Raw genomic sequence first — 20,850 nt, 5'->3', positions numbered from 1 at the left:
CCAGAACATTACTCTGCCCGGATCTTGATGGTCGCCAGGGCCCGCTCCACGAAGTCGCGCCGCCCCGACGCCGACACCTGGTAGCCGTTCCCGCAGGTCGTGCCGAAGGCCCCGGACCGGCGGGTGACGGCGGGCGGGACCCGGGAGTCGGGGCCGCAGTCCGGCAGCGGCGTGAGGGCCACCAGCGGCCCGATCCCGCCGCCGATCCACAGCTGCGGGCCTACCGGCTGCCCGGCCAGGATTCGCCCCGGCTTCATCAGTTCGACCGGCGGATCGGTACGGAAGGTGAGGAAACCCTCCGGGGTCACCTCGCCGTGCACGCTCTCGGCCAGCGTGATCCGGTCCTCGAAGGTGAGCGGCATCGGCTGGTCCCGTAGCGTGATCTGCCAGTCGTCGAAGCCGTACAGCAGGATCTGGCCGCCGCCGCCCACCTGGCGGGGCCAGAGCGTCACCTGCGGGGTCAGCCTCCTGATCATGGGCCCGCCCGCGGCCACCTCGGCGGCGCCCTGGTAGGGCGCGATCAGCTCGCGGAAGGCCGTGCCCATCAGCACCGTCGCGTACGGCCGGAGCCCCAGCTCGGCCAGGCGCAGATCCGCCGGATAGCTGACCCGCGCCCGGCTGCCGTCGGGGAAGACGACCTTGATCGTCCGGACCTCGTCCCCGGTCTCCGCGGGATGCACCATGTTCGCGGCGGGGGGCAACGCGGACACCTCCGGAAGCGGGGTCGGCTCCGGCTCCGGCTCGGGCGCGCGGGTGTTCCGGCTGAACAGCACGCCGCCAATAGGGACAGCCACCGCCAGCGCGATCACCACTCCCGCGATCCAGCGCCGCCGGGACGGCCGCTGCTCGATCACGTCCACACCGAAATCATCGGCCCCAGGCGTCCGGCTGGCAACCAACACTTTTGAGACGCCTGTTACAGGCGAGATGGAAATCGATGGAGACCGGCCGAGAATAACTTGTCAACCGTTTCTCCACATGCCCGATGACCTGCCCAGACAATTCATAACCGGCGGTTATGGATAACGGAAGGGCCACCACGCCGAGCCTTCTCGTTATAGCTGCGCCGCACGCGGCGAGCGGTCATTAACGTTCTATGCGTTTCCTCTGAATTGGGACGTGCCCTCAATTCGTCCCAACCGTTTAACGAGAAAAGCGTGAAGTGGATCGCCGCGACAGTAGGCAGCCCCGGTGGGCACCTGCGCGGCCCGTCCAAGCGCGCCGGACTCGTTAAGAAAGGAGTCACATTGATCTCCCGAGCACGGCGCATCTCCATCCCCGTCGCCGGCGCGCTGGTCGCGTTCGGCGTCGTCGGCGCCAGCACCTCCGCGTCGGCCACCGACCCCCAGGACGTCACCGCCAAGGCGGCCGTCACCACCGCGGACGCGGCCACCGCGTTCTGGACGCCCGAGCGGCTTCGGGCGGCCAAGGACCGCACCGAGGATCTGGGCAACTCCGTCAAGGGTTCGGGCAAGCCCAGCGCGGCCGAGCCGGACGGCAAGGCCGGCGTGGTCCCGCCCATCGGCGGCGAAGCGAAGGTGACCACCAAGAGCAAGCAGGTCAACCTGCCCAACACGGTCGGCCGGGTGTTCTTCACCCTGCCGGGCAAGAACCCCCTCGACCCCAAGAGCTGGAAGTACTGCTCGGGTACGTCGCTGCAGGGCAAGTACCGCAACGTCGTCGCCACCGCGGGACACTGCGTGTACGACCCCGACAGCAACCGGTTCTACGACAACTGGATCTTCATCCCGTCGTACTGGGATGGGAACCAGGCGTGGGAGGGCAAGACCCCGTACGGGATCTACCCCGCCAAGTGGTACCAGGCGCACGACGACTTCGTCGTGAAGGAGGACTACGACTACGACTACGCGTTCGTCAACGTCTCCTCCGGGTTCAAGGTCTCCTGGGACAAGGGGAAGTTCACCAAGACGCCGGTCGGGCGACTCGGTGACAACGTGGGCGGCCAGGGCTTCACCTGGAACCGCAGCACCAAGGTCACCGTGTTCTCCTTCGGCTACCCAGCGGGCCCGCACCCCGACGGCGACCGTCCCTTCACCGGGCGGACGATGAAGTGGTGCTACGGCAAGACCGCTCCGATGCCTGCCGCCGCGAAGTACAACCTGCAGGAGCACATCGGCTTCAAGTGCGGCATGACCGCGGGCGCCAGCGGCGGCCCGCTGCTGCTGAACTACAAGAGCAAGAGCCGCACCGGCCTCCTCAACGGTGTCAACAGCGTCGCCTGGGACACCGACGGAAACGACCGGTACGACCGTCTGTCCTCGCCGTACTTCAACAGCGAGACCTACGACGTCTACAAGGTCGCGGCCAACCGGTGGACCCAGTGATCCATCGATAGACGAAAGGCCCGGCTCCCCTTGGGGGCCGGGCCCTTCGTGCGTTAGAAGTCGAACACCGGGCCCATCATCGAGCGCATTTCACAGGCATTGCCGTAGGTACGCTCAAACCAGCTGAACTTGCCGTCCCACACGCCGTTGGCGGTGATGGTGACCGGCATGAATTCCTTCGTGCACATGGCGTCCTGGTCGGGTTCCAGCGCGGAGAGGTCGCCGCCGACCTTGGCCAGCGTGGCGCACGCCGCGGCGGCCTTCGGGTGAGTGCCGCGCGGCGGCGAGCACCCCAGCAGCACGAAGCGTTTGGCTGCCGCCCCGGCCGCGTCATAGCCGATGCTGAGCGTGAACTCCCGGTGTTTCCCCGGTTGCGGGAGATCGGGCTGGACCGGTGGCGGCGGCGTGGCCGCCGAGCAGGTCATGATGACGGTGGCGGCGAGAAGGGCGGGCAGACGGCCCCCGGACGGCATGCGCATGAGCGCAACGATCTCCGCGGGCGCACAGAGTGATCAAGCACCCACTCCGCACCATGGGGAAATCTGACGCACGCCAGGCGCGTTCGGTTCCACCTGTTTCATAACGAGAAAGTCAAGAAGGTGTGCCGGATCACAGTGGATCTGGAAAAATCACCCCTTACGATCGATATCACCAGCGGAAAGGCCCCCGATGTCCAGGCGAACCCCCCTCACCGCCCTAGGCGTGAGCGTGGCCGCCATGCTCGTGACCTCGGGACCGGCGCTGGCGCACGTACCCCAAAAGACCCTGCTGCCGAACGATGTGGTGACCTACTCGCTCGGCGCGAGCGCGACCGAGATGCAGCGGATCGCCGCCTACTGGACACCGGAACGCCTCAGGCAGGCCAGCACCTACGTGCCGAGCAGCAAACCGTCCGGCAGCGCGAAGGCCACCCCGTCCGTCGCGGAGGTCGCGGCTGCGGGTAAGAAGGCTGCCCCCGACAAGAAGAAGACGGCCAAGAAGGCTCCGAACCAGCCGCCCATGGTCGGCAAGGTGTTCTTCAAGCTCGGGTCCAAGGAGTACTGGTGCTCCGGCTCGGTGGTGCACTCCAAGAACCGCAACCTGGTGGCGACCGCAGGCCACTGCGGCTACTCGCTCTCCCAGAACCGCACGGTGGAGAACTGGATCTTCATCCCGTCGTACGCGAACGGGAGCACCGACGCCGGGATCTACGTCGGTCACACGCTCTTCCTGCACCTGGACTACCCGGGCAAGGGCGACTTCGACCGGGACTACGCGTTCGTGACCGTGAACCGCGGCTTCACCTGGAAGACCACCTCGGGCGGCTACCAGCGCACCGACGTGGGGCGCCTGGAGGACAAGGTTGGCGCGTTCCGATTCGCCGCGACGAAGGGCACCTCGCTGGCGGTCAACGCGTTCGGCTACCCGGCGGGGGCGCATCCGGACGGGAGCAGGCCGTACAGCGGGCAGACCGTACGCCCGTGCAGCGGGGTGACCGACCGGAAGTACGTGACCGCCCCGACCTACCTGCTCAGCCACGGCGTGCTGCTGCGATCCTGCGGGTTCACCGCCGGGGCCAGCGGCGGGCCCTGGGTGCTCAACTACAACCAGGCCAGGCAGACCGGGTTCATCAACGGCGTGACCAGCCTGACCTGGAACGTCAACGGCGACGGCAAGCTGGACGCGATCTCGACGCCCTACTTCAACGCGGTCACCCAGCGCGTGTACGCCGAGGCGGCCAAACAGCCCACGGGCTAACGCTAAGTGGTCTGCAAGCCACTTGAAAGCACATGTCTTTACCTTCATCCCAGCACACCCTCTGGCTTGAAGGAGTCCCATGCACCCCCGTGCGAAGAACCTCGTCCTCCTCACCGCGTCCGCCGGCCTGCTGAGCGCAGCGCTGGTCTCCCCCGCCGCGGCCGCCGACGACGTGGCCGCCGACCCGCTGGCCGGCAGCGGCGTCGCCGCCTGGAACGTCGTCGCCTTCTGGTACGGCCAGAACAAGGCCAACCTGATCGCGGCCACGCCGTACGACGTGGAGACGAAGGTCGTCGCCAAGCACCTGTCCAAGGGCGGCCCCGCCGCCGACGGCAAGGCCGGCAAGGTCGAGCCCATCGGCGGCGCCGGATCGACCAAGTCCAAGAACGTCAACCTGCCCAAGACCACCGGCAAGGTCTTCTTCCTTGACGACGACAAAAATCCGCACTGGTGCACGGCCACCTCGCTGCAGTCCAAGTACCGCAACCTGGTCGCCACCGCGGGCCACTGCGTCTACGACATCGAGTCCAACGCGGCCACGATGAAGTACTGGGTGTTCGTGCCCGGCTACTACCAGGGCAAGACCCCGTGGGGCATCTACGTGGGCAAGCAGGCCTTCACCCACTACGACTTCGACGTGTACGAGGACTTCGACCGGGACTACGCCTTCGTCACCGTCTACAACGGCCTGAAGGCCCCGCACAGCGGCGGCCCGCTCGAGGGCGACTGGAAGCAGGTCACCAAGGCGGAGTACGACAAGTACCGCAGCTATGGCACCTACCCCTGGATCGTCACCAAGTACACCAAGAAGAGCGGCGGCAAGTACTACATCTGGAAGTTCGTCGACGCCGGCCGCCTCGGCGACAACGTGGGCGGGCAGGGCATCGCCTGGAACCAGAAGCGCAACGTCACCGACTACGTGTTCGGCTACCCGAGCGGTTCGCACCCGGACGGCAACTACGCCTACTCCGGCAAGACCCTCAAGTGGTGCTACGGCAAGACCTTCGGCGCCTCGGCGGCGGCCATCAAGGCGGAGGAGCTGCTGGGCATCAAGTGCAGCTTCACCGGTGAGGGCTCCTCGGGTTCGGCCTGGCTGTACAAGTACAGCAACAGCACCCGCAAGGGCTTCCTGAACGGTGTCACGGCCGCGGTCTCCGACACCGACGGCAACGACCGGATCGACACCAGCCTTTCGCCTTACTTCGACGGCGAGACCTACGACATTTACAAGCACGCGGCGAACCTGTGGTCGGGTTCTATCGCGTAATCACCCCATAGACCGAAGGGCCTGGCTGCGGCGCACACCATCAGCCAGGCCCTTCGCCATGTCCGGAAAAATTTCCCCGCCAACGAGGTAAACCAAATGGCCTAGTCAAGCGACTAGGCCCGCTGACCAGGCCTTATTGGACGCGCGAGCCAGCAGAAAGGACCCCCGGATTTGTGTGATCTATGTCACATTCACGAGTGGTACCAGGCAACCCTCGCCCCGCCCGTCTCCGCCTCCCGGAAAACCTCACAAGGCCATTCAGCTGCTCGAACATCATCCGCAACATTCGGATCAACAGGTTGACTGCGAGTCATGTAAATAACGGAATCACATCGGCCACTCGCTGTAACCGATCAACTTCTTCTTTCGTCTTAACGTTCCAAAGATCCGCGCTGTAAGGTCCGGGCTATCCCTTTCCTGACGCATGGGACGCAAGAGGCGTTCCACGACAGACCAAGGAGTTCCCATGAAGCGCACCATCGCCTTTGGTGGCATTGTTGCCACCGCTGGCCTCCTGGCCGCGGGCCTCGCCGCCCCGGCTCAGGCCGCCGGTGACGTGGTCGGCACCCCGCTGGCCAACACCGGTCTCGCTGCCTACGAGATCACCAACTTCTGGCTCGCCGAGCAGGCTGCCAACCTGGTCGCCGCCACGCCTTACGACGTGGAGACGAAGGTTGTCGCCAAGCACATCTCCACCGGCGGCCCGGCTGCGGACAGCAAGCCCGGCGTCGTCCCGGCGATCGGCGACGAGAAGAAGACCACCAGCAAGTCGAAGAACATCAACCTTCCCAAGACCACGGGCAAGGTGTTCTTCAGCGACGGCTGGGAGTGGGCCAGCGTCAACAAGTACGGCCGTAACTGGTGGTACAAGAAGGCCAAGAACCCGCACTGGTGCACCGCCACGTCGATCCAGTCGGCGTACAAGAACCTGGTTGCCACCGCTGGTAGCTGCGTCTACGACACGGTGAACAACAAGGCCACGCTCGACAACTGGGTGTTCGTCCCGGGTTACTACCAGGGCAAGACCCCGTGGGGCATCTACGTGGGCAAGCAGGCCTTCACGCACTACGACTTCGACGTCTACGAGGACGGCGACCGCGACTACGCGTTCGTCACCGTCTACAACGGCGTCAAGGGTCTGCCCAACGGCGGCGGCGTGCTGGGCTCCGGCCCCGTGAACGGGTACAAGGAAGTGTCGAAGGAGGTCTACGACAACTTCCCGAGGGAATGGCGTGACAAGGAATTCCTGTGCTTCAAGTACGGGGTCGGCGCCACCTTCAAGTACTACGTCTGGGCGTTCGTCGACGCCGGTCGCCTCGGTGACAACGTCGGTGGACAGGGTCTGGCCTACAACCAGAAGGTCGGCAAGCCGGTCTTCGTGTTCGGCTACCCGAGCGGTTCGCACCCGGACGGCAACTACGCCTACACCGGCAAGACCCTCAAGTGGAGCTACGGCAAGACCTTCGCCGCCAGCGCTTCGGCCATCAAGGCCGAGGAGCTGATCGGGGTCAAGTCCAGCTTCACCGGTGAAGGCGCGCTGGGCTCGTCCTGGCTGGTCGGGTACAAGAACACCCGCCGCCTCGGCTACCTGAACGGTGTGACCATCGGCGTCTCCGACACCGACAGCAACAACCGCTACGACACCTCGGTCTCCCCGTACTTCGACGGTGAGCTCTACGGCGTCTACAGCGCGGCCAAGAACCTGTGGTCCGGCTCGATCGCGGTTCCGTCCTAAGCAAGCCAAGGCGAAGCCGGGGTTCTCGAACCCTGACTGACACCATGAAGGGCTCGGCCTCCTGGCCGAGCCCTTTGTCGTTTCCGGAAATGTTCCCGTGGGGCATCCAAGCTGTCGGACACCGACGGCAACAACCGGATCGACGTCTCGGTCTCCCCATACTTCGACGGCGAGCTCTACGGCGTCTACAAGGCTGTCGCCAACAAGTGGAGCGGCAGCATCGGCCGCTCGGCCGGGCCCCTTGTTCGTTCCTGGCGTGCGCGCGGTTAGACGCGCGCAACCGCATCCCAGTGCCATCAGTTCGATGTGATTTACGTCACACACCAGTTGCCTCGCGAGCCCCCTTCGCCCCAGGATCATCCTGGACTCCATGGTCATCGCCGAGTCAACCAGCTGGACAAATGTCACTTCCTGGCCCGGCTTGACAAGAAATCTGACATGTCACGAAAAGATAACGCGCCTACGAGTGGTCGCACGGAGATGTCGGAACGACTTCCTCCTATCAAGATCTGCGCTGTAAGTTCCGGGCTATCCCTTTCCTGACGCATGGGACGCATGAGGCGTTCCACGACAGACCAAGGAGTTCCCCCATGAAGCGCACTCTCGCCTTTGGTGGCGTTGTCGCCACCGCCGGCCTCCTGGCCGCTGGCCTGGCCGCTCCCGCCGGTGCTGCCGGCGACGTGGTCGGCACCCCGCTTGCCGCCAGCGGCATCGCGGGCAAGAACATCGCCGCCCTGTGGCTGGCCGAAGGCGCGGCCAACCTGATCGCCGCCACGCCTTATGACGTGGAGACGAAGGTTGTCGCCAAGCACATTTCGACCGGTGGTCCCGCTGCGGACAGCAAGCCCGGTGTGGTTCCGGCGATCGGCGACGAGAAGAAGTCGACCGCCAAGTCCAAGAACGTGAACCTGCCCAAGACCTCCGGCAAGGTCTTCTTCGCCGACGGGTTCAAGCTGGTCCCCGTTCCCGGGACGAACTACAAGAAGGTTGTCGCGGACAACCCGCACTGGTGCACCGCCACGTCCATCCAGTCGACGTACAAGAACCTGGTCGCCACCGCTGGTAGCTGTGTCTACGACACGGTGAACAACAAGTCCACGCTGAACTACTGGATCTTCGTCCCGGGTTACTACCAGGGCAAGACCCCGTGGGGCGTGTACGTGGGTAAGCAGGCCTTCACCCACTACGACTTCGACGTGTACGAGGACGGCGACCGCGACTACGCGTTCGTCACCGTGTACAACGGCGTCAAGCTTCCGCACGGCGGCCTCGCCGACGTGAAGAAGCTGACCGACATCGGTGGCTTCGTCGAGATCGACAAGGCGACCTGGGAGAAGTACGCGCCTTACCTGAAGAAGCAGGAGGGTGAAGGCGCGTCGGCGAAGTACTACGTCTGGAAGTTCGTCGACGCTGGTCGCCTCGGTGACAACGTCGGTGGACAGGGTCTGGCCTACAACCAGAAGGTCGGCAAGCCGGTCTTCGTGTTCGGCTACCCGAGCGGGTCGCACCCGGACGGCAACTACGCCTACTCCGGCAAGACCCTCAAGTGGAGCTACGGCAAGACGTTCGCCGCTAGCGCCTCTGCCATCAAGGCCGAGGAGCTCATCGGTGTCAAGTCGTCCTTCACCGGTGAGGGCGCGCTCGGGTCGTCGTGGCTGGTCGGGTACAAGAACACCCGCCGTCTCGGCTACCTGAACGGTGTGACCATCGGCGTCTCCGACACCGACAGCAACAACCGCTACGACACCTCGGTCTCCCCGTACTTCGACGGTGAGCTCTTCGGCGTCTACAGCGCGGCCAAGAACCTGTGGTCGGGCTCGATCGCGTAGCGATCGCCAAGCGGTAAGGAAGGGCCCGGCCTATCGGCCGGGCCTTTTCTGTTGTGGAGCCCCTTGAGAAGGTCCCTTAGACGTAATCGCCGCTAGATCGGTGCCATCTGCACGATGTGATTTACATCACACACATATGATCGCCCAGGTCACTCTCATCACAAGATTATCTCGGACGCCAGAGTCATCATCCAGTCAACCATCTGGCCAAACATCGCCGAAGCATCACGACTTGACAGCAAATCCTGACAAGTCACGAAAAGATAACGCACCTGAGGTGGCCTACGGTCCTGTCCGAACGGGTTCCTCTTCTCAAGATCTGCGCTGTAAGTTCCGGGTTGACCCTTTCCTGACGTATGGGACGCATGAGCCGTCCCACGACAGACCAAGGAGCACCCCTTTGAAGCGCACCCTCGTTCTGGGTGGCGTCGCGGCCGGCCTTCTGGCCACCGCGCTCGTCAGCCAGCCCGCCTCGGCCGTGTCCGACGTCGCCAGCGACCCGCTGGCGACCTCCGGTATCGCGGCCTACAACGTTGCCGCCTTCTGGCTCGGCAACCAGGCGGAAAACCTCATCGGCGCCACGCCGTACAACGTGGAGACCAAAGTCGCGGCCAAGCACGTTTCTTCGGGCGGCCCGGCGGCGGACAGCAAACCAGGCGTCGTCCCGGCCATTGGCGACGAGAAGAAGTCCACCTCCACCTCGAAGAACGTCAACCTGCCCAAGACCACGGGCAAGGTGTTCTTCACCGTTCCCGACGGTTCCGACGCGGACTCCAAGCCGGACGCGCGCTGGTGCACCGCCACCTCCGTGCAGTCGACTTACCGCAACCTCGTCGCGACCGCGGGCCGCTGTGTCTACGACACGGAGACCAACAGCGCCACGCTCGACCAGTGGGTCTTCGTCCCCGGTTACTACCAGGGCAAGCTCCCGTGGGGTCTGTACGTGGGCAAGCAGGCGTTCACCCACTACGACTTCGACGTCTACGAGGACGGCGACCGCGACTACGCGTTCGTCACCGTGTACAACGGCCTCAAGTACGTCCCGCGGCCGGGCGAGACCGGCACGCCGTACGTGCCGTCCGTGACTCCGACCGACTGGAAGGAAGTCACCGCGGAGGTCTACAACAAGGCGGACATCTGGAAGGGCTTCAAGAAGACCGAAGGCGGCAAGTACTACTTCCGCAAGTTCACCGACGCCGGTCGCCTCGGCGACAACGTGGGTGGGCAGGGTCTGGCCTACAACCAGAAGCTGGGCAAGAACGTCTTCGTGTTCGGCTACCCGAGCGGGTCGCACCCGGACGGCAACTACGCCTACTCCGGCAAGACCCTGAAGTGGTCGTACGGCAAGACCTTCGCCGCCACGGCCGCCGCCCGCAAGGCCGAGGAGCTCCAGGGCGTCAAGTCCAGCTTCACCGGTCAGGGCTCGCTGGGTTCGGCCTGGCTGCTGCAGTACAAGAACACCCGCCGGCTCGGCTACCTGAACGGCGTCACCAGCGCCGTCTCGGACACCGACAACAACCTGCGGATCGACACCTCGGTCTCGCCGTACTTCGACGGTGAGGCCTACGGCGTCTACAGCGCGGCCAAGAACATGTGGTCGGGCTCGATCGCCTAAACGCCTGGGGAAGGGGCCCGGCCGGTTTGGCCGGGCCCTTTTCGCGTTTCAGACGATCTCTGCTTATGTCACGATCACTTGTGAGGTAAGTTCCTTTACATCCCTTTACTGACGCATGGGGCCCATGTGGCGTCCCACGTACAGCGCGAGGAGCGAACCCCTCTTGAAGCTTCTTCCCTTAGGCGGCTGCCTGGCCGCCGGTGGCCTGCTGGCCGCCTCGTTCGCGGGCATCGCGACGGCGGCGCCGAAGGTCACCACCTCCGCGAAGTTGAACACGGCCGCCAACGCCGCGACGACCCTGGAGTTCTGGACCGCCGACGGCGGCGCCAACTTCAAGGCCGCCGACCCCTTCGGCCTTGAGCACAAGCGCGTGCCCAAGCACGTCTCCACCGGCGGGCCCGCCGCCGACGGCAAGCCGGGCATCGTGCCGGCCACCGCCGACATCCCGGCCGCCGCGGCCAGGACCAAGAACGTCAACCTGCCCAAGACGGCGGGCCGGGTGTTCTTCGTGCTCGGCGAGGATCTCTACTCCTGCTCGGCGTCCTCGGTGCAGTCGACGTACAAGAACCTGGTCGCCACGGCCGGGCACTGCGTCTACGACCCGGTGGGCAACCAGAGCGTGGCCGACAAGTGGGTCTTCGTGCCCGGCTACTACCAGGGCAAGGCACCCTGGGGTGTCTACATCGGCAAGCAGGCGTTCACCCACTACGACTGGGACGTCTACGAGGACGCCGACCGCGACTACGCCTTCGTCACCGTCTACAACGGCATCGCCAGGTCCAGCGGCCGCTGGATCGACGTCGGGCCGCTGGGCGCCAAGGTGGGCGGTCAGGGCCTGGCCTACAACCAGAAGGTCGGCCAGGCCACCTACGTGTTCGGCTACCCGACCGCCGCGCACGGGGACGGCGACTACGCCTACACCGGTCACACGCTCAAGTTCTGCTACGGCAAGCCCACCTACCCGCGGGTGGAGTCGAGCGTGAAGGTGGAGGAGCACGTGGCGCTGCGGTGCTCGATGACCGGCGGCGCCTCCGGTGGCCCGTGGATCATCGGCTACAGCTCCAACCGCCGCCTCGGCTACCTCAACGGCGTCACCAGCCTCGGCGGCGACACCGACGGCAACCTGCGCAGCGACCTGATCACCTCGCCTTACTTCGACGGCGAGACCTACAGCGTCTACAAGGCCGCGGCCCCGCTGTGGTCGGGCTCGATCGTCAAGAAGGACGGCACGCTCGGCCTCACCGAGGTCAAATAACCCCGGTCAAGTAACCTCTCGGGGCCCGGTCCAGGCCGGGCCCCGATCCAGCACCGCCGCCACCGCCGGCTCCCGCTCGTACGGCTCCAGCCGCCGGCACAGGTCCGCGAACGAGGACCGGGTCCGGGCGGATTCCAGCCCCTCCCCCAGTTCCACCGCCTCCGCGGCCACCACGCAGGCCTGCTCCACCTCGCCCTCCAGCACGTGCGCCGAGGCCAGCAGGGTCAGGTTGAACATCCGGCCGCGCACGTAGCGCCCGTCCATCTCCAGCGATCGGGTCGCGTGCCGGACCGCGTCCGGGCCCTCGCCGAGATCGCGGAAACACTGGGCGAACTTGGCCGCCAGATAGGCCTCGTCGAAGTAGCCGATCCACTCCGGCTCGCTCCCGCCGACCCGCCGGTCGAAGGCCAGCTCGGCCGCGTGCAGGGCGGTCGCGCACGCGGCGGGTTCGGACAGCAGCGCGTGCGCGTGGGCCTCCAGGGCGTGCGCCTCGGCCAGCAGCGAGGGCACGCCGGAGTCGCGGGCGGCCACCAGGGCGGCCCTGGCCAGGTCGAGGCCGTGCCGGGGCTGGCCGACGTAGAGGGCCTGGTGGCTCATGCCGGCCAGGATCTCGCCGCCCAGGCCGTGGTCCCCGGCCCGGCGGGCTAACCGGAGCGCCTGGATCAGGTAACGCTGGGCCAGGCCGTGCTGCTCCAGGTCGTAGGCCATCCAGCCGGCCAGGCGGGTGAGTTCGGCGGCGGCTCCGGCCAGGGCTTTGCCGGTGGCTTCGCCGTACGAGCCGGACAGCAGCGGCGCGACCCCCGTGTCCAGATATTTCACGACAGCGGCGCGGACCCGGCCGCCGCCGAAACGGTTGTCCAGTTCGCCGAACGAGCGGGTGACCTCCCGGATCGCCGCGACGTCGGAGGTGCCCACCCGGCGGGCGCCGCTCGCGGCGGGCCGCTCGCCGTCCGGGAAGGTCAGCCAGCGCACGATCCCCGCGGAACCCGCGCCGATCGCGAACGTGGAGTCGATCAGGAACCGGCGTCTTTCCACGTCGGCCCGCCAGAGTGCAGTCACGATCCGCACACCCTCCTGCCACGAGTGGGAGAATTCCTGTCCGAGGTCGAGGGGGATCGCCGTGCGGGGCATGCCGATGTCCTCAGCGGAGACCGGGCGGGCCAGGCGCAGCGAGAAGATCTCGGCAAGGAGCCCGGGCACCGGGTCGCGCGGCCGCTGGCCGCTGATCCAGCGCAGCACCGAACTGTGGTCATACCGGAGCCCGAGCAGGCCACGGGCCTGCCCGAGGTCGTTCAACCGGCGGGCCAGCCCTTTGTGGGACAGGCCCGCTTCGGCGATGTGCCGGTGCAGTAACGGATTGGGCTCGCGTCGCATCGCTCTCCCCCGGTGACGGAGAGCTTTTGTTATAGCACCTTCCGTTAAAGGAATCTCAAATTTACTTACGCGCGACCCCGTCGATCCTGGCCTGGCCCGCCACCGCGGCGGTCACCGCGGGGGCCACCCGGACGTCGAACGGCGAGGGGATGATGTAGTCGGCGGCCACCTCGTCGCCGACCACGTCGGCCAGCGCGGTGGCGGCGGCCACCTTCATGTTCTCGGTGATCGTGCTGGCCCGCACGTCCAGCGCGCCGCGGAAGACGCCGGGGAAGGCGAGCACGTTGTTGATCTGGTTCGGGAAGTCGGAGCGGCCGGTGGCGACCACGGCGGCATACCGGGCGGCGACCTCCGGGTGCACCTCGGGGGTCGGGTTGGACAGCGCGAACACGATAGAACCGGCCGCCATGCCCGCGATGGCCGTCTCGGAGACGGTCGCGCCGGACAGGCCCACGAACACGTCGGCTCCGGCCAGCGCCTGCTCGGTGGAGCCCTTCAGCCCCAGCCGGTTGGTGTCCCTGGCCAGCGCGTCCTTGACCGGGTTCATGCCCTCCCGGCCCTCGAAGATCAGGCCCTTGCTGTCGGCCACCGCGATGTCGCCGATCCCGGCGTTGACCAGGATCCGGGTGACCGCGACCCCGGACGCGCCCGCGCCCGCCACCACCGCGCGCAGCTCCGACAGCGGGCGGCCGGTCAGCCGAGCGGCGTTGCGGAGCGCGGCCAGCACCACGATCGCGGTGCCGTGCTGGTCGTCGTGGAAGACCGGGATGCTCAGCAGCTCGCGCAGCCGCTCCTCGATCTCGAAGCAGCGCGGCGCGCTGATGTCCTCCAGGTTGATCCCGCCGAACGAGGGCGCCAGCCGCGCCACCGTCTCGACGATCTCCTCCACGTCGGTGCAGGCCAGGCAGATCGGCACCGAGTCGACCCCGCCGAACTCCTTGAACAGCAGCGCCTTGCCCTCCATGACCGGCATGGCCGCGGCGGGCCCGATGTCGCCGAGCCCGAGCACGGCGGTGCCGTCGGAGACCACGGCGACCACGTTGGACGCCCAGGTGTAGTCGTTGACCAGCTCCGGATTGTCGGCGATGGCGCTGCAGACCCGCGCGACCCCCGGCGTGTACGCCAGGGAGAGGTCGTCCGCGTTGCGCACGGGAATGGTGGAGCGGACCTCCAGCTTGCCGCCCCGATGCAGGGCGAACGCCGGATCCAGATCAAGAGCGTCGAGGGAAGCAGTCATCGATGACCCCAGTTTGTCTAGAAAGCACGTTAGACAGCGCAAGAGAACGAGGGCCCAGGCATGGGTTATGCCCCTCGGCCGTCGCCGTTGACGGTGTCTCCTGACGGGGTACGGGGGTCACCCGCGTGCGCTCGATTGTGCCACATGCTGAGATGACCGACCCCCGCCGGGGTGCACGCCCATCTGATGAGGATTTATCGACCTCGTAAGACCTATGGAACTTCTTTGAACCATGTAATACTCAAAGTCCGGAGTCACTTCTTACAAGGTCTCACGGTGGATCTGACGTCTTATGCAGAACTCGCCGTCCTTCTGGTCAACAGGAAGTACGAGCTGAGGAGCCTCGAAGCGCTTCGCGATCTTCTTGCGGAGACGGGGAGGACCGAGGCGGCCGCACGGGCGACGCGGCGCGATCTGGACGCCATTTGCGAGCTCAGGGAAGAGCTCACCGGGGTGTTCGAGTCGGCCTCGCAGGGGGATGAGGCCGACGTGGTCGAGCGCCTCAACGGACTTCTGGTACGTCACCCCGTGCATCCGCAAATTTCCGGTCATGACGGGCAGTCCTGGCACATGCACCTGACCGAGGGCGGCCGGGTGGCCGACACCGTGGCGGTCGGGTCGGTGATGGGGCTGGCCAGCGTGGTGACCGGGCTCGGGGCGGATCGGCTGGGGATCTGCCAGGCGCCGCCGTGCCGGAACGCCTATCTGGACACCTCGTCCAACAAGTCCCGGCGGTACTGCTCGGAGCGGTGTGCGAGCAGGGCGAATGTCGCCGCGTACCGGGCTAGGAAGCGGAACGCCTGAGCGGCCAGTAGCGGAACAGGACGCGGCCGAGGATGTCCTGTTCGGGGATCGCGCCGAAGTCCCAGCTGTCCTGGCGGCCGGGCGCGCTCTGGTTGTCGCTCTCCAGCCACCAGCCCTCCTCCGTACGGCGGAAAGCGCGCTTCACGATCAGGCCGTGCGGGCGGCGGGCGATGACCAGATCCCCCGCCCGGATCGGGGCTCCGCGCCGTACGAGCAGGCAGTCACCTGGGCGGAGAACCGGCAACATCGAGTCTCCGGTCACTCGGACGGTGGTGAACATGATCAGCCTCGGCGAGGGGAGTAGGGTCGGATGTTGTAGCCAGTCCGAGGAAAGGAAACCCCGATGCTTGCCAAGCATGTGGCATCGGCCCATTGTGACCTGCCGTGCGGGGTCTACGACCCCGCGCAGGCCCGTATCGAGGCCGAGTCGGTCAAGGCCATCATGGCCAAGTACGCCGACAATGAGGACCCGGTGTTCCGCGCGCGTGCTCTCAACATCAAGGAGGAGCGGGCGGAGCTCGTCAAGCACCACCTGTGGGTGCTGTGGACGGACTACTTCAAGCCGCCGCACCTGGAGACCTACCCCCAGCTCCACCAGCTTTTCTGGGATGCGACCAAGCTGGCCGGCGCGGCCGGCGCGAAGGGCACGGTGGACGTCGGCAAGGCCGACGACCTGCTTGCCAAGATCGACGAGATCTCCAAGATCTTCTGGGAGACCAAGGCAGCGTAGGGCATATACCTGCTTTTTGCCACGGACCCCGCACGAAATGGTGCGGGGTCCTCGCATTTCGGGCATCGGCGCGTCCAAGCCGAGCAATCCGGTGCTGATGGCGGTAGGTTGCAGGGAAGCGGCCCCCCACAGAACTCGGGCCGGCAGGGCGAGGAGGAACGTGACCGACGCAACTGATGTCACAGGGGATCTGGCCGGGATCAGGGACGCGGTGAGCGTCCGGCTACCCGCGGCCAGCGCCTATCTGTCCGTGCTGAGAACGGCCACGGCCGGCCTCGCGGCGCGGCTCGATTTCACGCTCGACGAGATCGAGGACCTGCGGATCGCGGTGGACGAGGCGTGCGCCATGCTGCTCAGGCAGGCGGTGCCCGGCACCGATCTCACGGCTGAATTCGAGCTGACCGGGCAGGAGATGTCGATCCGGGTCGAGGTCAGCACGGTCGGGATCGCCGAGCCCAAACGCGATGACTTCGCCTGGATGGTGCTCACCGCACTCGCCGACGACGTCGACGCCGTGTCCGACTCCCCCGATCACATGGCGATCGTGCTGCGCAAGCGGCGAGGCGCGGCGAGGCCGGCGTGACGGAAAGGACCCGTGCCATGGCCTCCAGCGACTCCGGCGTGCCGGATCGGGTGCGCGCGCGCACGCTCTTCGGAGAGCTGGCGGAGCTGCCGACCGACGACCCGCGCCGCCAGCGTATCCGCGACGAGCTCGTCGAGCTTCACCTGCCGCTGGTGGAGTATCTGGCCCGCAGGTTCCGCAACCGCGGCGAGTGGCTCGACGACCTGACCCAGGTGGCCACGATCGGCCTGATCAAGTCGATCGACCGGTTCGACCTGGCCCGCGGCGTGGAGTTCTCGACGTACGCGACACCGACCATCGTCGGCGAGATCAAGCGGCACTTCCGCGACAAGGGCTGGGCGGTCCGGGTGCCGCGCCGCCTGCAGGAGCTCAAGCTGTCGCTGACCAAGGCGATCAGCGAGCTCTCCCAGCGAGAGGGCCGCGCGCCCACCGTGGCCGAGCTGGCCGCGCACCTGCAGATGACCGAGGAAGAGGTCCTGGAGGGCCTGGAGTCGGCGAACGCCTACTCCACGGTCTCCCTGGACGCGCCCGACTCGGGCGACGACGACGCGCCCGCCGTGTCCGACTCGCTGGGCATCGTGGATGAGTCGCTGGAGGGCGTCGAATACCGCGAGTCGCTGAAACCGCTGCTCGAACGGCTGCCGCCGCGCGAGAAGCGCATCCTGCTGCTGCGGTTCTTCGGCAACATGACCCAATCCCAGATCGCCACCGAACTGGGCATCTCGCAGATGCACGTCTCGCGGTTGCTGGCCCGCACGCTCACCCAGCTCCGCGAGGGCCTCACGGCCGAGGACTGAGACCGCGCGCACGGCGAGGTGCGCGCGGCCGACCCGTCCCCGTCAGTTCGTGCTGTGCTCCCGGGTCAGCAGGGCGCCGAGACGTTCCACGGCGGGGCGGGACTCGATGTGCAGGCGGGTGACGTCGAGGCCCTCGTCGGCCAGCACCGCGAGCAACGCGACCTGTCCCACCGCGTAGACGACGATGTACCCGCCGCGACAGCGGATCACCACCTCGCGCAGTTCGCCCATGCCGACCTCGTGCCCCGTACGCTTGCCCAGGCCCAGCGTGGCGGCGGCGAGCGCGGACACCACCTCCGGCCGCGCCCCATCGGTGTCGGCGACGACCAGCAGCCCGTCGACGGTGGCGACGGCGGACTCCATCACCCCCGTGACCTGGTCGCGCAGCGAATGCAACTCGGAAAGTAACGCGTTGTGCGTCATGTTCTGACCTTCTATTTCTTGGTGCGGTAAGTGGTGCTGGGTCGCCCTCGTACGGCCCGGTGGACAGGTGTCAGGTTTCGGGGTCTTCCTCTGGGCGCACCGTGAGGTCAGGTGGGATGCGCGGGCCGAGCGTCGAGCGGCCGGGACGTGGGGGCACTGCTTTGGCGACCTTGCTGGCCCCCCGGCGGCGCTGCGGCAGCGTGGGGAGTTTTGTCGGGTCTTCGGCGGACACGGTCTTGGGTGCTGCCGGCGAGCCTGAGTCCAGTACGCCGGCCTCCACCAGTGAGGCGATCTCCTGCATGATCACGTACAGGCCCTGGCCGAGCACGAAGGCGATGTCGCGGGGGGTTCTGCGCCCGTTGCACTTGAGCAGCACGTCGTGGCGGATCTTCTCGACCGGCAGGGACGGCTCGGGGAGCGGCCGGATCGCCTTCGGGCGGCACTGCGCGTAGACGCCGATCTCCTGCCACACCGCGGTCATGGCCATCCGGCGGGTCAGATCCCGGACCAGCCGATCGCTGGTGATCCCGGGGAGCACCGGTAACGGCGGGAGCAGCCCGTGCGGCCCGGTCGTCTCGGGCTCGCAGGTCTCCGCGCCGAACAGCTCCATCGCGAACACCGCGTCGAAGATCGCGGACAGGCACACCACCTCGAGCCCGGCCGAGCCGATGGCGCTCTGCGCGACCAGTTCGGCGGCCAGGTGGCCGGACGGGGCGCCGGCGGTGAAGGCCAGGTTCCAGGCTTCCTCGCTGACCCGGCCCGAGCGCAGCAGGAGCGACTCGGGTCCCGGCGAGGCAGGGGTCGACGCGGCGACGATCAGGCCGTCGCGGAGGAACACGGTTCCCCCGGGGCTGCCGCTGATCCGCAGCAGGCCGGAGAGTTTGGCTCGCCCGTGCTCGCGCAACATCGTCCCGACAGGGCCGAGGTCGTCCAACGACGCGGTGGAGGGGGTGGAGAGGCCGGTGGAGTATTGCCCGTTCACGTTGACGTCCTGCGTGATGGTGCCGGTCGGGGGGTCGAGATTTGGTCAGAAGGTCCTAACCGGAGGTGTTGTCACTCTGCACACTATGTCCCCTTCACTATCTGAGGCCGCAAGAGTACTTTATGTCCCTACAACTGCAAGAGCGGGTGACACCAAAAATCCCCCTACTGGGCCGAATCTTCTGGATCACCCGCTGAGTCGAAAGAGCGTTATGAACATCGAAACCGCACTGAAGGAAGCCATGGCCATCGACGGCGCGCTGGGCGCGTCGCTGGTGGACTACGGGAGCGGCATGTCCCTCGGGACGATCGGCGGGGGGAGGGGCCTCGATCTGGAGGTGGCGTCCGCCGGTAACACCGATGTGGTCCGTGCCAAGCTGCGGACCATGGCCTCGCTGGCGCTCGACGACACGATCGAGGACATCCTCATCACGCTGAACAAGCAGTACCACATCATCCGGCTGCTGGCCGCGCCCGGCGGGCAGCTCTTCCTCTACCTGGTCCTGGACCGGGAGCGCGCCAACCTGGCGCTGGCCCGCCACCACCTCAAGCGCATCGAGCGCGAGCTCTCGCTCTGATCCCCCGCCCGGCTGGGCAGTGCCGCCATCAGCGAGGGACTGCCCGGCAGGGCCCGTCACTCGTCCATCAGGGCCTGGGTGGACTGCGGGGCGAGCAGCGTGACCAGGGCGACCGCGGCGGCGGCCACCAGGGGGATCCCCCACCCGTACTGCTCGGCCTGGATCAGGTTGACCGCCAGCGGCAGCAGGAAGATCTGGGCCACCACGGCCGGGCCGCGGCTCCACCGCAGCGCGCGCCACACGGCCAGGGCCACCCAGCCGAAACCCGCTCCCACCGCGACGCAGAACCCGGCCAGCGCGAGCGCGCTCGGCACATCCTCGGCCTTGCCGATCACGATCTCGTAGCCGGCATAGCCCCCCCACACCAGGGCGGTCAGGCCTTCGAGGGCCAGGACGGCGGCTGCCACGGTCAAGGTCACCGGACGATTCGACACAGTTGCCGACCCTACCGCTGGTCTAACCTTCAGGCATGCGGGCTCTACTCCTGGTCAATCCCAAGGCGACCTCCACCAACCGGCGCTCCCGCGACGTGCTCCTCCGGGCGCTGGGCGCCGCGGTGGACCTCACCGTCGAGGAAACCGGCTATCGCGGTCACGCCGCCGTTCTGGCGAGTACGGCCGGGGCCAAGGGTTTCGACGCGGTAGCCGTACTGGGCGGGGACGGCACGGTCAACGAGGTGGCCAACGGGCTGATGGCCGACGAGGTGCGGCCCGCGCTCATCATCATCCCGGGGGGCAGCGCGAACGTGCTGGCCCGGGCGCTGGGCCTGCCGAACCACCCGATCGAGGCCACCGGCGCCATCCTGGAGGCCCTGCGCGACGGTCGCCGCCGGACGATCAGCCTGGGCCAGGCTGCCTGGGACCTGGACGAGACCCTGGGGAACGGCGGGCTGCCGATGGCGGACCGCGGGTCCCGGTACTTCACCTTCTGTGCCGGGCTCGGCTGGGACGCCGAGGTCATCAGGGCGGTGGAAGGCCTGCGGAGCGCGGGTTACCGGGCTTCCCCGACGCTCTACGTGCACACCGCGCTGCGGCACTATTTCATGACAGACCGGCGGCATCCCGCGATGACCCTGCGGCGGCCGGGCTTCGCCGACGATCGCGGGATCTTCCAGGCGATCGTGTCGAACACGGCGCCGTGGACGTATGTCGGCAACCGTCCGGTCAATCCGACGCCGTGGGCGGGATTCGACACGGGTTTGGACCTGATCGGCCTGCAGCGCATGGGGTTGCCTGCCATGCTGAGGCTCTTCCGGCAGATCGTCGGAGAGCGTTCCGGGTTGCCGGCAGGTAAACACCTCGTTCAGGCGCATGACGAGGCCGAGTTCACCCTGTCGGCGGAACGGCCGGTCGCTTTCCAGCTTGACGGCGATTACCTGGGGGAACGGGAACGGGTGGTTTTTCGCTCTATCCCGGACGCGTTACAAGTTCTGGTCTAGCCCGTTACATGCCGTCATAGTGTGACGCATCCGACAGCTATAACAGGCAAAACGTTCTCCCAAACCTCTTGTGTGCGCTAGACGTGCCTGAAAGGCTGAACGCGACGTCGGAACGTAGGACC

The 20,850-nt window shown here is 66.9% G+C and carries 21 protein-coding genes; 13 read left to right on the top strand and 8 right to left on the bottom strand.

Annotated elements, in window-relative coordinates:
- Nucleotides 1-8 precede the first annotated feature (8 nt).
- Nucleotides 9-860, bottom strand: a complete 852-nt coding sequence (locus Aple_RS15125; RefSeq protein WP_155345222.1) for a hypothetical protein — start codon at nucleotides 858-860, stop codon at nucleotides 9-11.
- A gap of 387 nt (nucleotides 861-1,247) precedes the next feature.
- Between Aple_RS15125 and Aple_RS15120 the strand changes: the two genes are divergently transcribed.
- Nucleotides 1,248-2,345: a trypsin-like serine peptidase gene (locus tag Aple_RS15120; protein WP_155345221.1), complete on the top strand. Its 1,098-nt coding sequence runs from the start codon at nucleotides 1,248-1,250 to the stop codon at nucleotides 2,343-2,345.
- Between the two features lie 53 nt (nucleotides 2,346-2,398).
- Here the strand turns inward: Aple_RS15120 and Aple_RS15115 are convergent, their stop codons facing one another.
- The gene (locus Aple_RS15115) at nucleotides 2,399-2,824 is read right to left on the bottom strand and encodes an SSI family serine proteinase inhibitor (RefSeq protein ID WP_155345220.1); all 426 of its coding nucleotides are present in this window, start codon (nucleotides 2,822-2,824) and stop codon (nucleotides 2,399-2,401) included.
- A 190-nt stretch (nucleotides 2,825-3,014) separates the two neighbouring features.
- Here Aple_RS15115 and Aple_RS15110 point away from each other — a divergent pair, with 190 nt between their 5' ends.
- The 6 genes from Aple_RS15110 (at nucleotide 3,015) to Aple_RS15085 (ending at nucleotide 11,783) form a co-directional block, all read left to right on the top strand.
- On the top strand, nucleotides 3,015-4,082 hold the full coding sequence (locus Aple_RS15110) for a trypsin-like serine peptidase (protein WP_155345219.1): 1,068 nt from the start codon (nucleotides 3,015-3,017) through the stop codon (nucleotides 4,080-4,082).
- A 79-nt stretch (nucleotides 4,083-4,161) separates the two neighbouring features.
- A complete protein-coding gene (locus Aple_RS15105; RefSeq protein ID WP_155345218.1) occupies nucleotides 4,162-5,349 on the top strand; it encodes a trypsin-like serine peptidase in 1,188 nt (395 codons plus the stop codon).
- A 466-nt stretch (nucleotides 5,350-5,815) separates the two neighbouring features.
- Nucleotides 5,816-7,084: a trypsin-like serine peptidase gene (locus Aple_RS15100; RefSeq protein WP_155345217.1), complete on the top strand. Its 1,269-nt coding sequence runs from the start codon at nucleotides 5,816-5,818 to the stop codon at nucleotides 7,082-7,084.
- A gap of 590 nt (nucleotides 7,085-7,674) precedes the next feature.
- On the top strand, nucleotides 7,675-8,913 hold the full coding sequence (locus Aple_RS15095) for a trypsin-like serine peptidase (protein WP_155345216.1): 1,239 nt from the start codon (nucleotides 7,675-7,677) through the stop codon (nucleotides 8,911-8,913).
- A gap of 400 nt (nucleotides 8,914-9,313) precedes the next feature.
- A complete protein-coding gene (locus Aple_RS15090) occupies nucleotides 9,314-10,528 on the top strand; it encodes a trypsin-like serine peptidase (protein ID WP_155345215.1) in 1,215 nt (404 codons plus the stop codon).
- 163 nt (nucleotides 10,529-10,691) lie between these two features.
- Entirely contained in the window at nucleotides 10,692-11,783 is a 1,092-nt protein-coding gene (locus Aple_RS15085) for a trypsin-like serine peptidase (RefSeq protein WP_155345214.1), read from the top strand.
- A 6-nt stretch (nucleotides 11,784-11,789) separates the two neighbouring features.
- Here the strand turns inward: Aple_RS15085 and Aple_RS15080 are convergent, their stop codons facing one another.
- Together Aple_RS15080 and Aple_RS15075 are read right to left on the bottom strand one after the other, a co-directional pair.
- Nucleotides 11,790-13,157, bottom strand: a complete 1,368-nt coding sequence (locus Aple_RS15080; protein WP_155345213.1) for an NsdA family TPR-like regulatory protein — start codon at nucleotides 13,155-13,157, stop codon at nucleotides 11,790-11,792.
- A 61-nt stretch (nucleotides 13,158-13,218) separates the two neighbouring features.
- On the bottom strand, nucleotides 13,219-14,394 hold the full coding sequence (locus Aple_RS15075) for an NAD(P)-dependent malic enzyme (protein WP_155345212.1): 1,176 nt from the start codon (nucleotides 14,392-14,394) through the stop codon (nucleotides 13,219-13,221).
- A gap of 276 nt (nucleotides 14,395-14,670) precedes the next feature.
- Between Aple_RS15075 and Aple_RS15070 the strand changes: the two genes are divergently transcribed.
- A complete protein-coding gene (locus tag Aple_RS15070) occupies nucleotides 14,671-15,198 on the top strand; it encodes a CGNR zinc finger domain-containing protein (RefSeq protein ID WP_155345211.1) in 528 nt (175 codons plus the stop codon).
- Here Aple_RS15070 and Aple_RS15065 read toward each other — a convergent pair.
- Complete coding sequence (locus Aple_RS15065; protein ID WP_155345210.1) at nucleotides 15,179-15,478, bottom strand: S24 family peptidase; 300 nt, start codon at nucleotides 15,476-15,478, stop codon at nucleotides 15,179-15,181. The genes Aple_RS15070 and Aple_RS15065 overlap by 20 nt on opposite strands.
- A gap of 63 nt (nucleotides 15,479-15,541) precedes the next feature.
- On the opposite strand from Aple_RS15065, the gene sodN reads away from it, so the two are divergent.
- The 3 genes from sodN to Aple_RS15050 all read left to right on the top strand — a co-directional run bounded on the left by sodN (nucleotide 15,542) and on the right by Aple_RS15050 (nucleotide 17,308).
- A complete protein-coding gene (gene sodN / locus Aple_RS15060) occupies nucleotides 15,542-15,928 on the top strand; it encodes a superoxide dismutase, Ni (protein WP_155345209.1) in 387 nt (128 codons plus the stop codon).
- A gap of 160 nt (nucleotides 15,929-16,088) precedes the next feature.
- On the top strand, nucleotides 16,089-16,511 hold the full coding sequence (locus Aple_RS15055; RefSeq protein ID WP_155340433.1) for an ATP-binding protein: 423 nt from the start codon (nucleotides 16,089-16,091) through the stop codon (nucleotides 16,509-16,511).
- A 17-nt stretch (nucleotides 16,512-16,528) separates the two neighbouring features.
- Nucleotides 16,529-17,308 (top strand): RNA polymerase sigma factor SigF, encoded by a 780-nt coding sequence (locus Aple_RS15050; protein ID WP_174889826.1) that lies wholly within the window; start codon nucleotides 16,529-16,531, stop codon nucleotides 17,306-17,308.
- A gap of 42 nt (nucleotides 17,309-17,350) precedes the next feature.
- Here the strand turns inward: Aple_RS15050 and Aple_RS15045 are convergent, their stop codons facing one another.
- Both Aple_RS15045 and Aple_RS15040 read right to left on the bottom strand, forming a co-directional pair.
- Complete coding sequence (locus Aple_RS15045) at nucleotides 17,351-17,731, bottom strand: roadblock/LC7 domain-containing protein (RefSeq protein ID WP_155345208.1); 381 nt, start codon at nucleotides 17,729-17,731, stop codon at nucleotides 17,351-17,353.
- 70 nt (nucleotides 17,732-17,801) lie between these two features.
- Nucleotides 17,802-18,713, bottom strand: a complete 912-nt coding sequence (locus Aple_RS15040; RefSeq protein WP_155345207.1) for a hypothetical protein — start codon at nucleotides 18,711-18,713, stop codon at nucleotides 17,802-17,804.
- A gap of 211 nt (nucleotides 18,714-18,924) precedes the next feature.
- Between Aple_RS15040 and Aple_RS15035 the strand changes: the two genes are divergently transcribed.
- Nucleotides 18,925-19,290, top strand: a complete 366-nt coding sequence (locus Aple_RS15035) for a hypothetical protein (RefSeq protein WP_155345206.1) — start codon at nucleotides 18,925-18,927, stop codon at nucleotides 19,288-19,290.
- Nucleotides 19,291-19,346: 56 nt separating this feature from the next.
- Here Aple_RS15035 and Aple_RS15030 read toward each other — a convergent pair whose 3' ends face one another.
- Nucleotides 19,347-19,709, bottom strand: coding sequence for a hypothetical protein (locus Aple_RS15030; protein WP_155345205.1), 363 nt, complete (start codon nucleotides 19,707-19,709; stop codon nucleotides 19,347-19,349).
- A gap of 50 nt (nucleotides 19,710-19,759) precedes the next feature.
- Here Aple_RS15030 and Aple_RS15025 point away from each other — a divergent pair, with 50 nt between their 5' ends.
- Nucleotides 19,760-20,728 (top strand): diacylglycerol/lipid kinase family protein, encoded by a 969-nt coding sequence (locus Aple_RS15025; protein WP_155345204.1) that lies wholly within the window; start codon nucleotides 19,760-19,762, stop codon nucleotides 20,726-20,728.
- Nucleotides 20,729-20,850 lie beyond the last annotated feature (122 nt).

This window comes from Acrocarpospora pleiomorpha (assembly GCF_009687885.1).
In the GTDB taxonomy this organism is placed as follows: Bacteria; Actinomycetota; Actinomycetes; order Streptosporangiales; family Streptosporangiaceae; genus Acrocarpospora; species Acrocarpospora pleiomorpha.
The sequence above is the reverse complement of the archived record's forward strand: the minus strand, read 5'-3'. Positions and strand labels throughout refer to the sequence as shown.

Coding starts and splice junctions, on each gene's coding strand:
- Aple_RS15050 (WP_174889826.1), top strand. CDS start 16,529: ATGGCCTCCAGCGACTCCGGCGTGCCGGATCGGGTGCGCGCGCGCACG.
- Aple_RS15075 (WP_155345212.1), bottom strand. CDS start 14,394: ATGACTGCTTCCCTCGACGCTCTTGATCTGGATCCGGCGTTCGCCCTG.
- Aple_RS15080 (WP_155345213.1), bottom strand. CDS start 13,157: ATGCGACGCGAGCCCAATCCGTTACTGCACCGGCACATCGCCGAAGCG.
- Aple_RS15110 (WP_155345219.1), top strand. CDS start 3,015: ATGTCCAGGCGAACCCCCCTCACCGCCCTAGGCGTGAGCGTGGCCGCC.
- Aple_RS15105 (WP_155345218.1), top strand. CDS start 4,162: ATGCACCCCCGTGCGAAGAACCTCGTCCTCCTCACCGCGTCCGCCGGC.
- Aple_RS15100 (WP_155345217.1), top strand. CDS start 5,816: ATGAAGCGCACCATCGCCTTTGGTGGCATTGTTGCCACCGCTGGCCTC.
- Aple_RS15045 (WP_155345208.1), bottom strand. CDS start 17,731: ATGACGCACAACGCGTTACTTTCCGAGTTGCATTCGCTGCGCGACCAG.
- Aple_RS15095 (WP_155345216.1), top strand. CDS start 7,675: ATGAAGCGCACTCTCGCCTTTGGTGGCGTTGTCGCCACCGCCGGCCTC.
- sodN (WP_155345209.1), top strand. CDS start 15,542: ATGCTTGCCAAGCATGTGGCATCGGCCCATTGTGACCTGCCGTGCGGG.
- Aple_RS15025 (WP_155345204.1), top strand. CDS start 19,760: ATGCGGGCTCTACTCCTGGTCAATCCCAAGGCGACCTCCACCAACCGG.
- Aple_RS15035 (WP_155345206.1), top strand. CDS start 18,925: ATGAACATCGAAACCGCACTGAAGGAAGCCATGGCCATCGACGGCGCG.
- Aple_RS15115 (WP_155345220.1), bottom strand. CDS start 2,824: ATGCGCATGCCGTCCGGGGGCCGTCTGCCCGCCCTTCTCGCCGCCACC.
- Aple_RS15065 (WP_155345210.1), bottom strand. CDS start 15,478: ATGTTCACCACCGTCCGAGTGACCGGAGACTCGATGTTGCCGGTTCTC.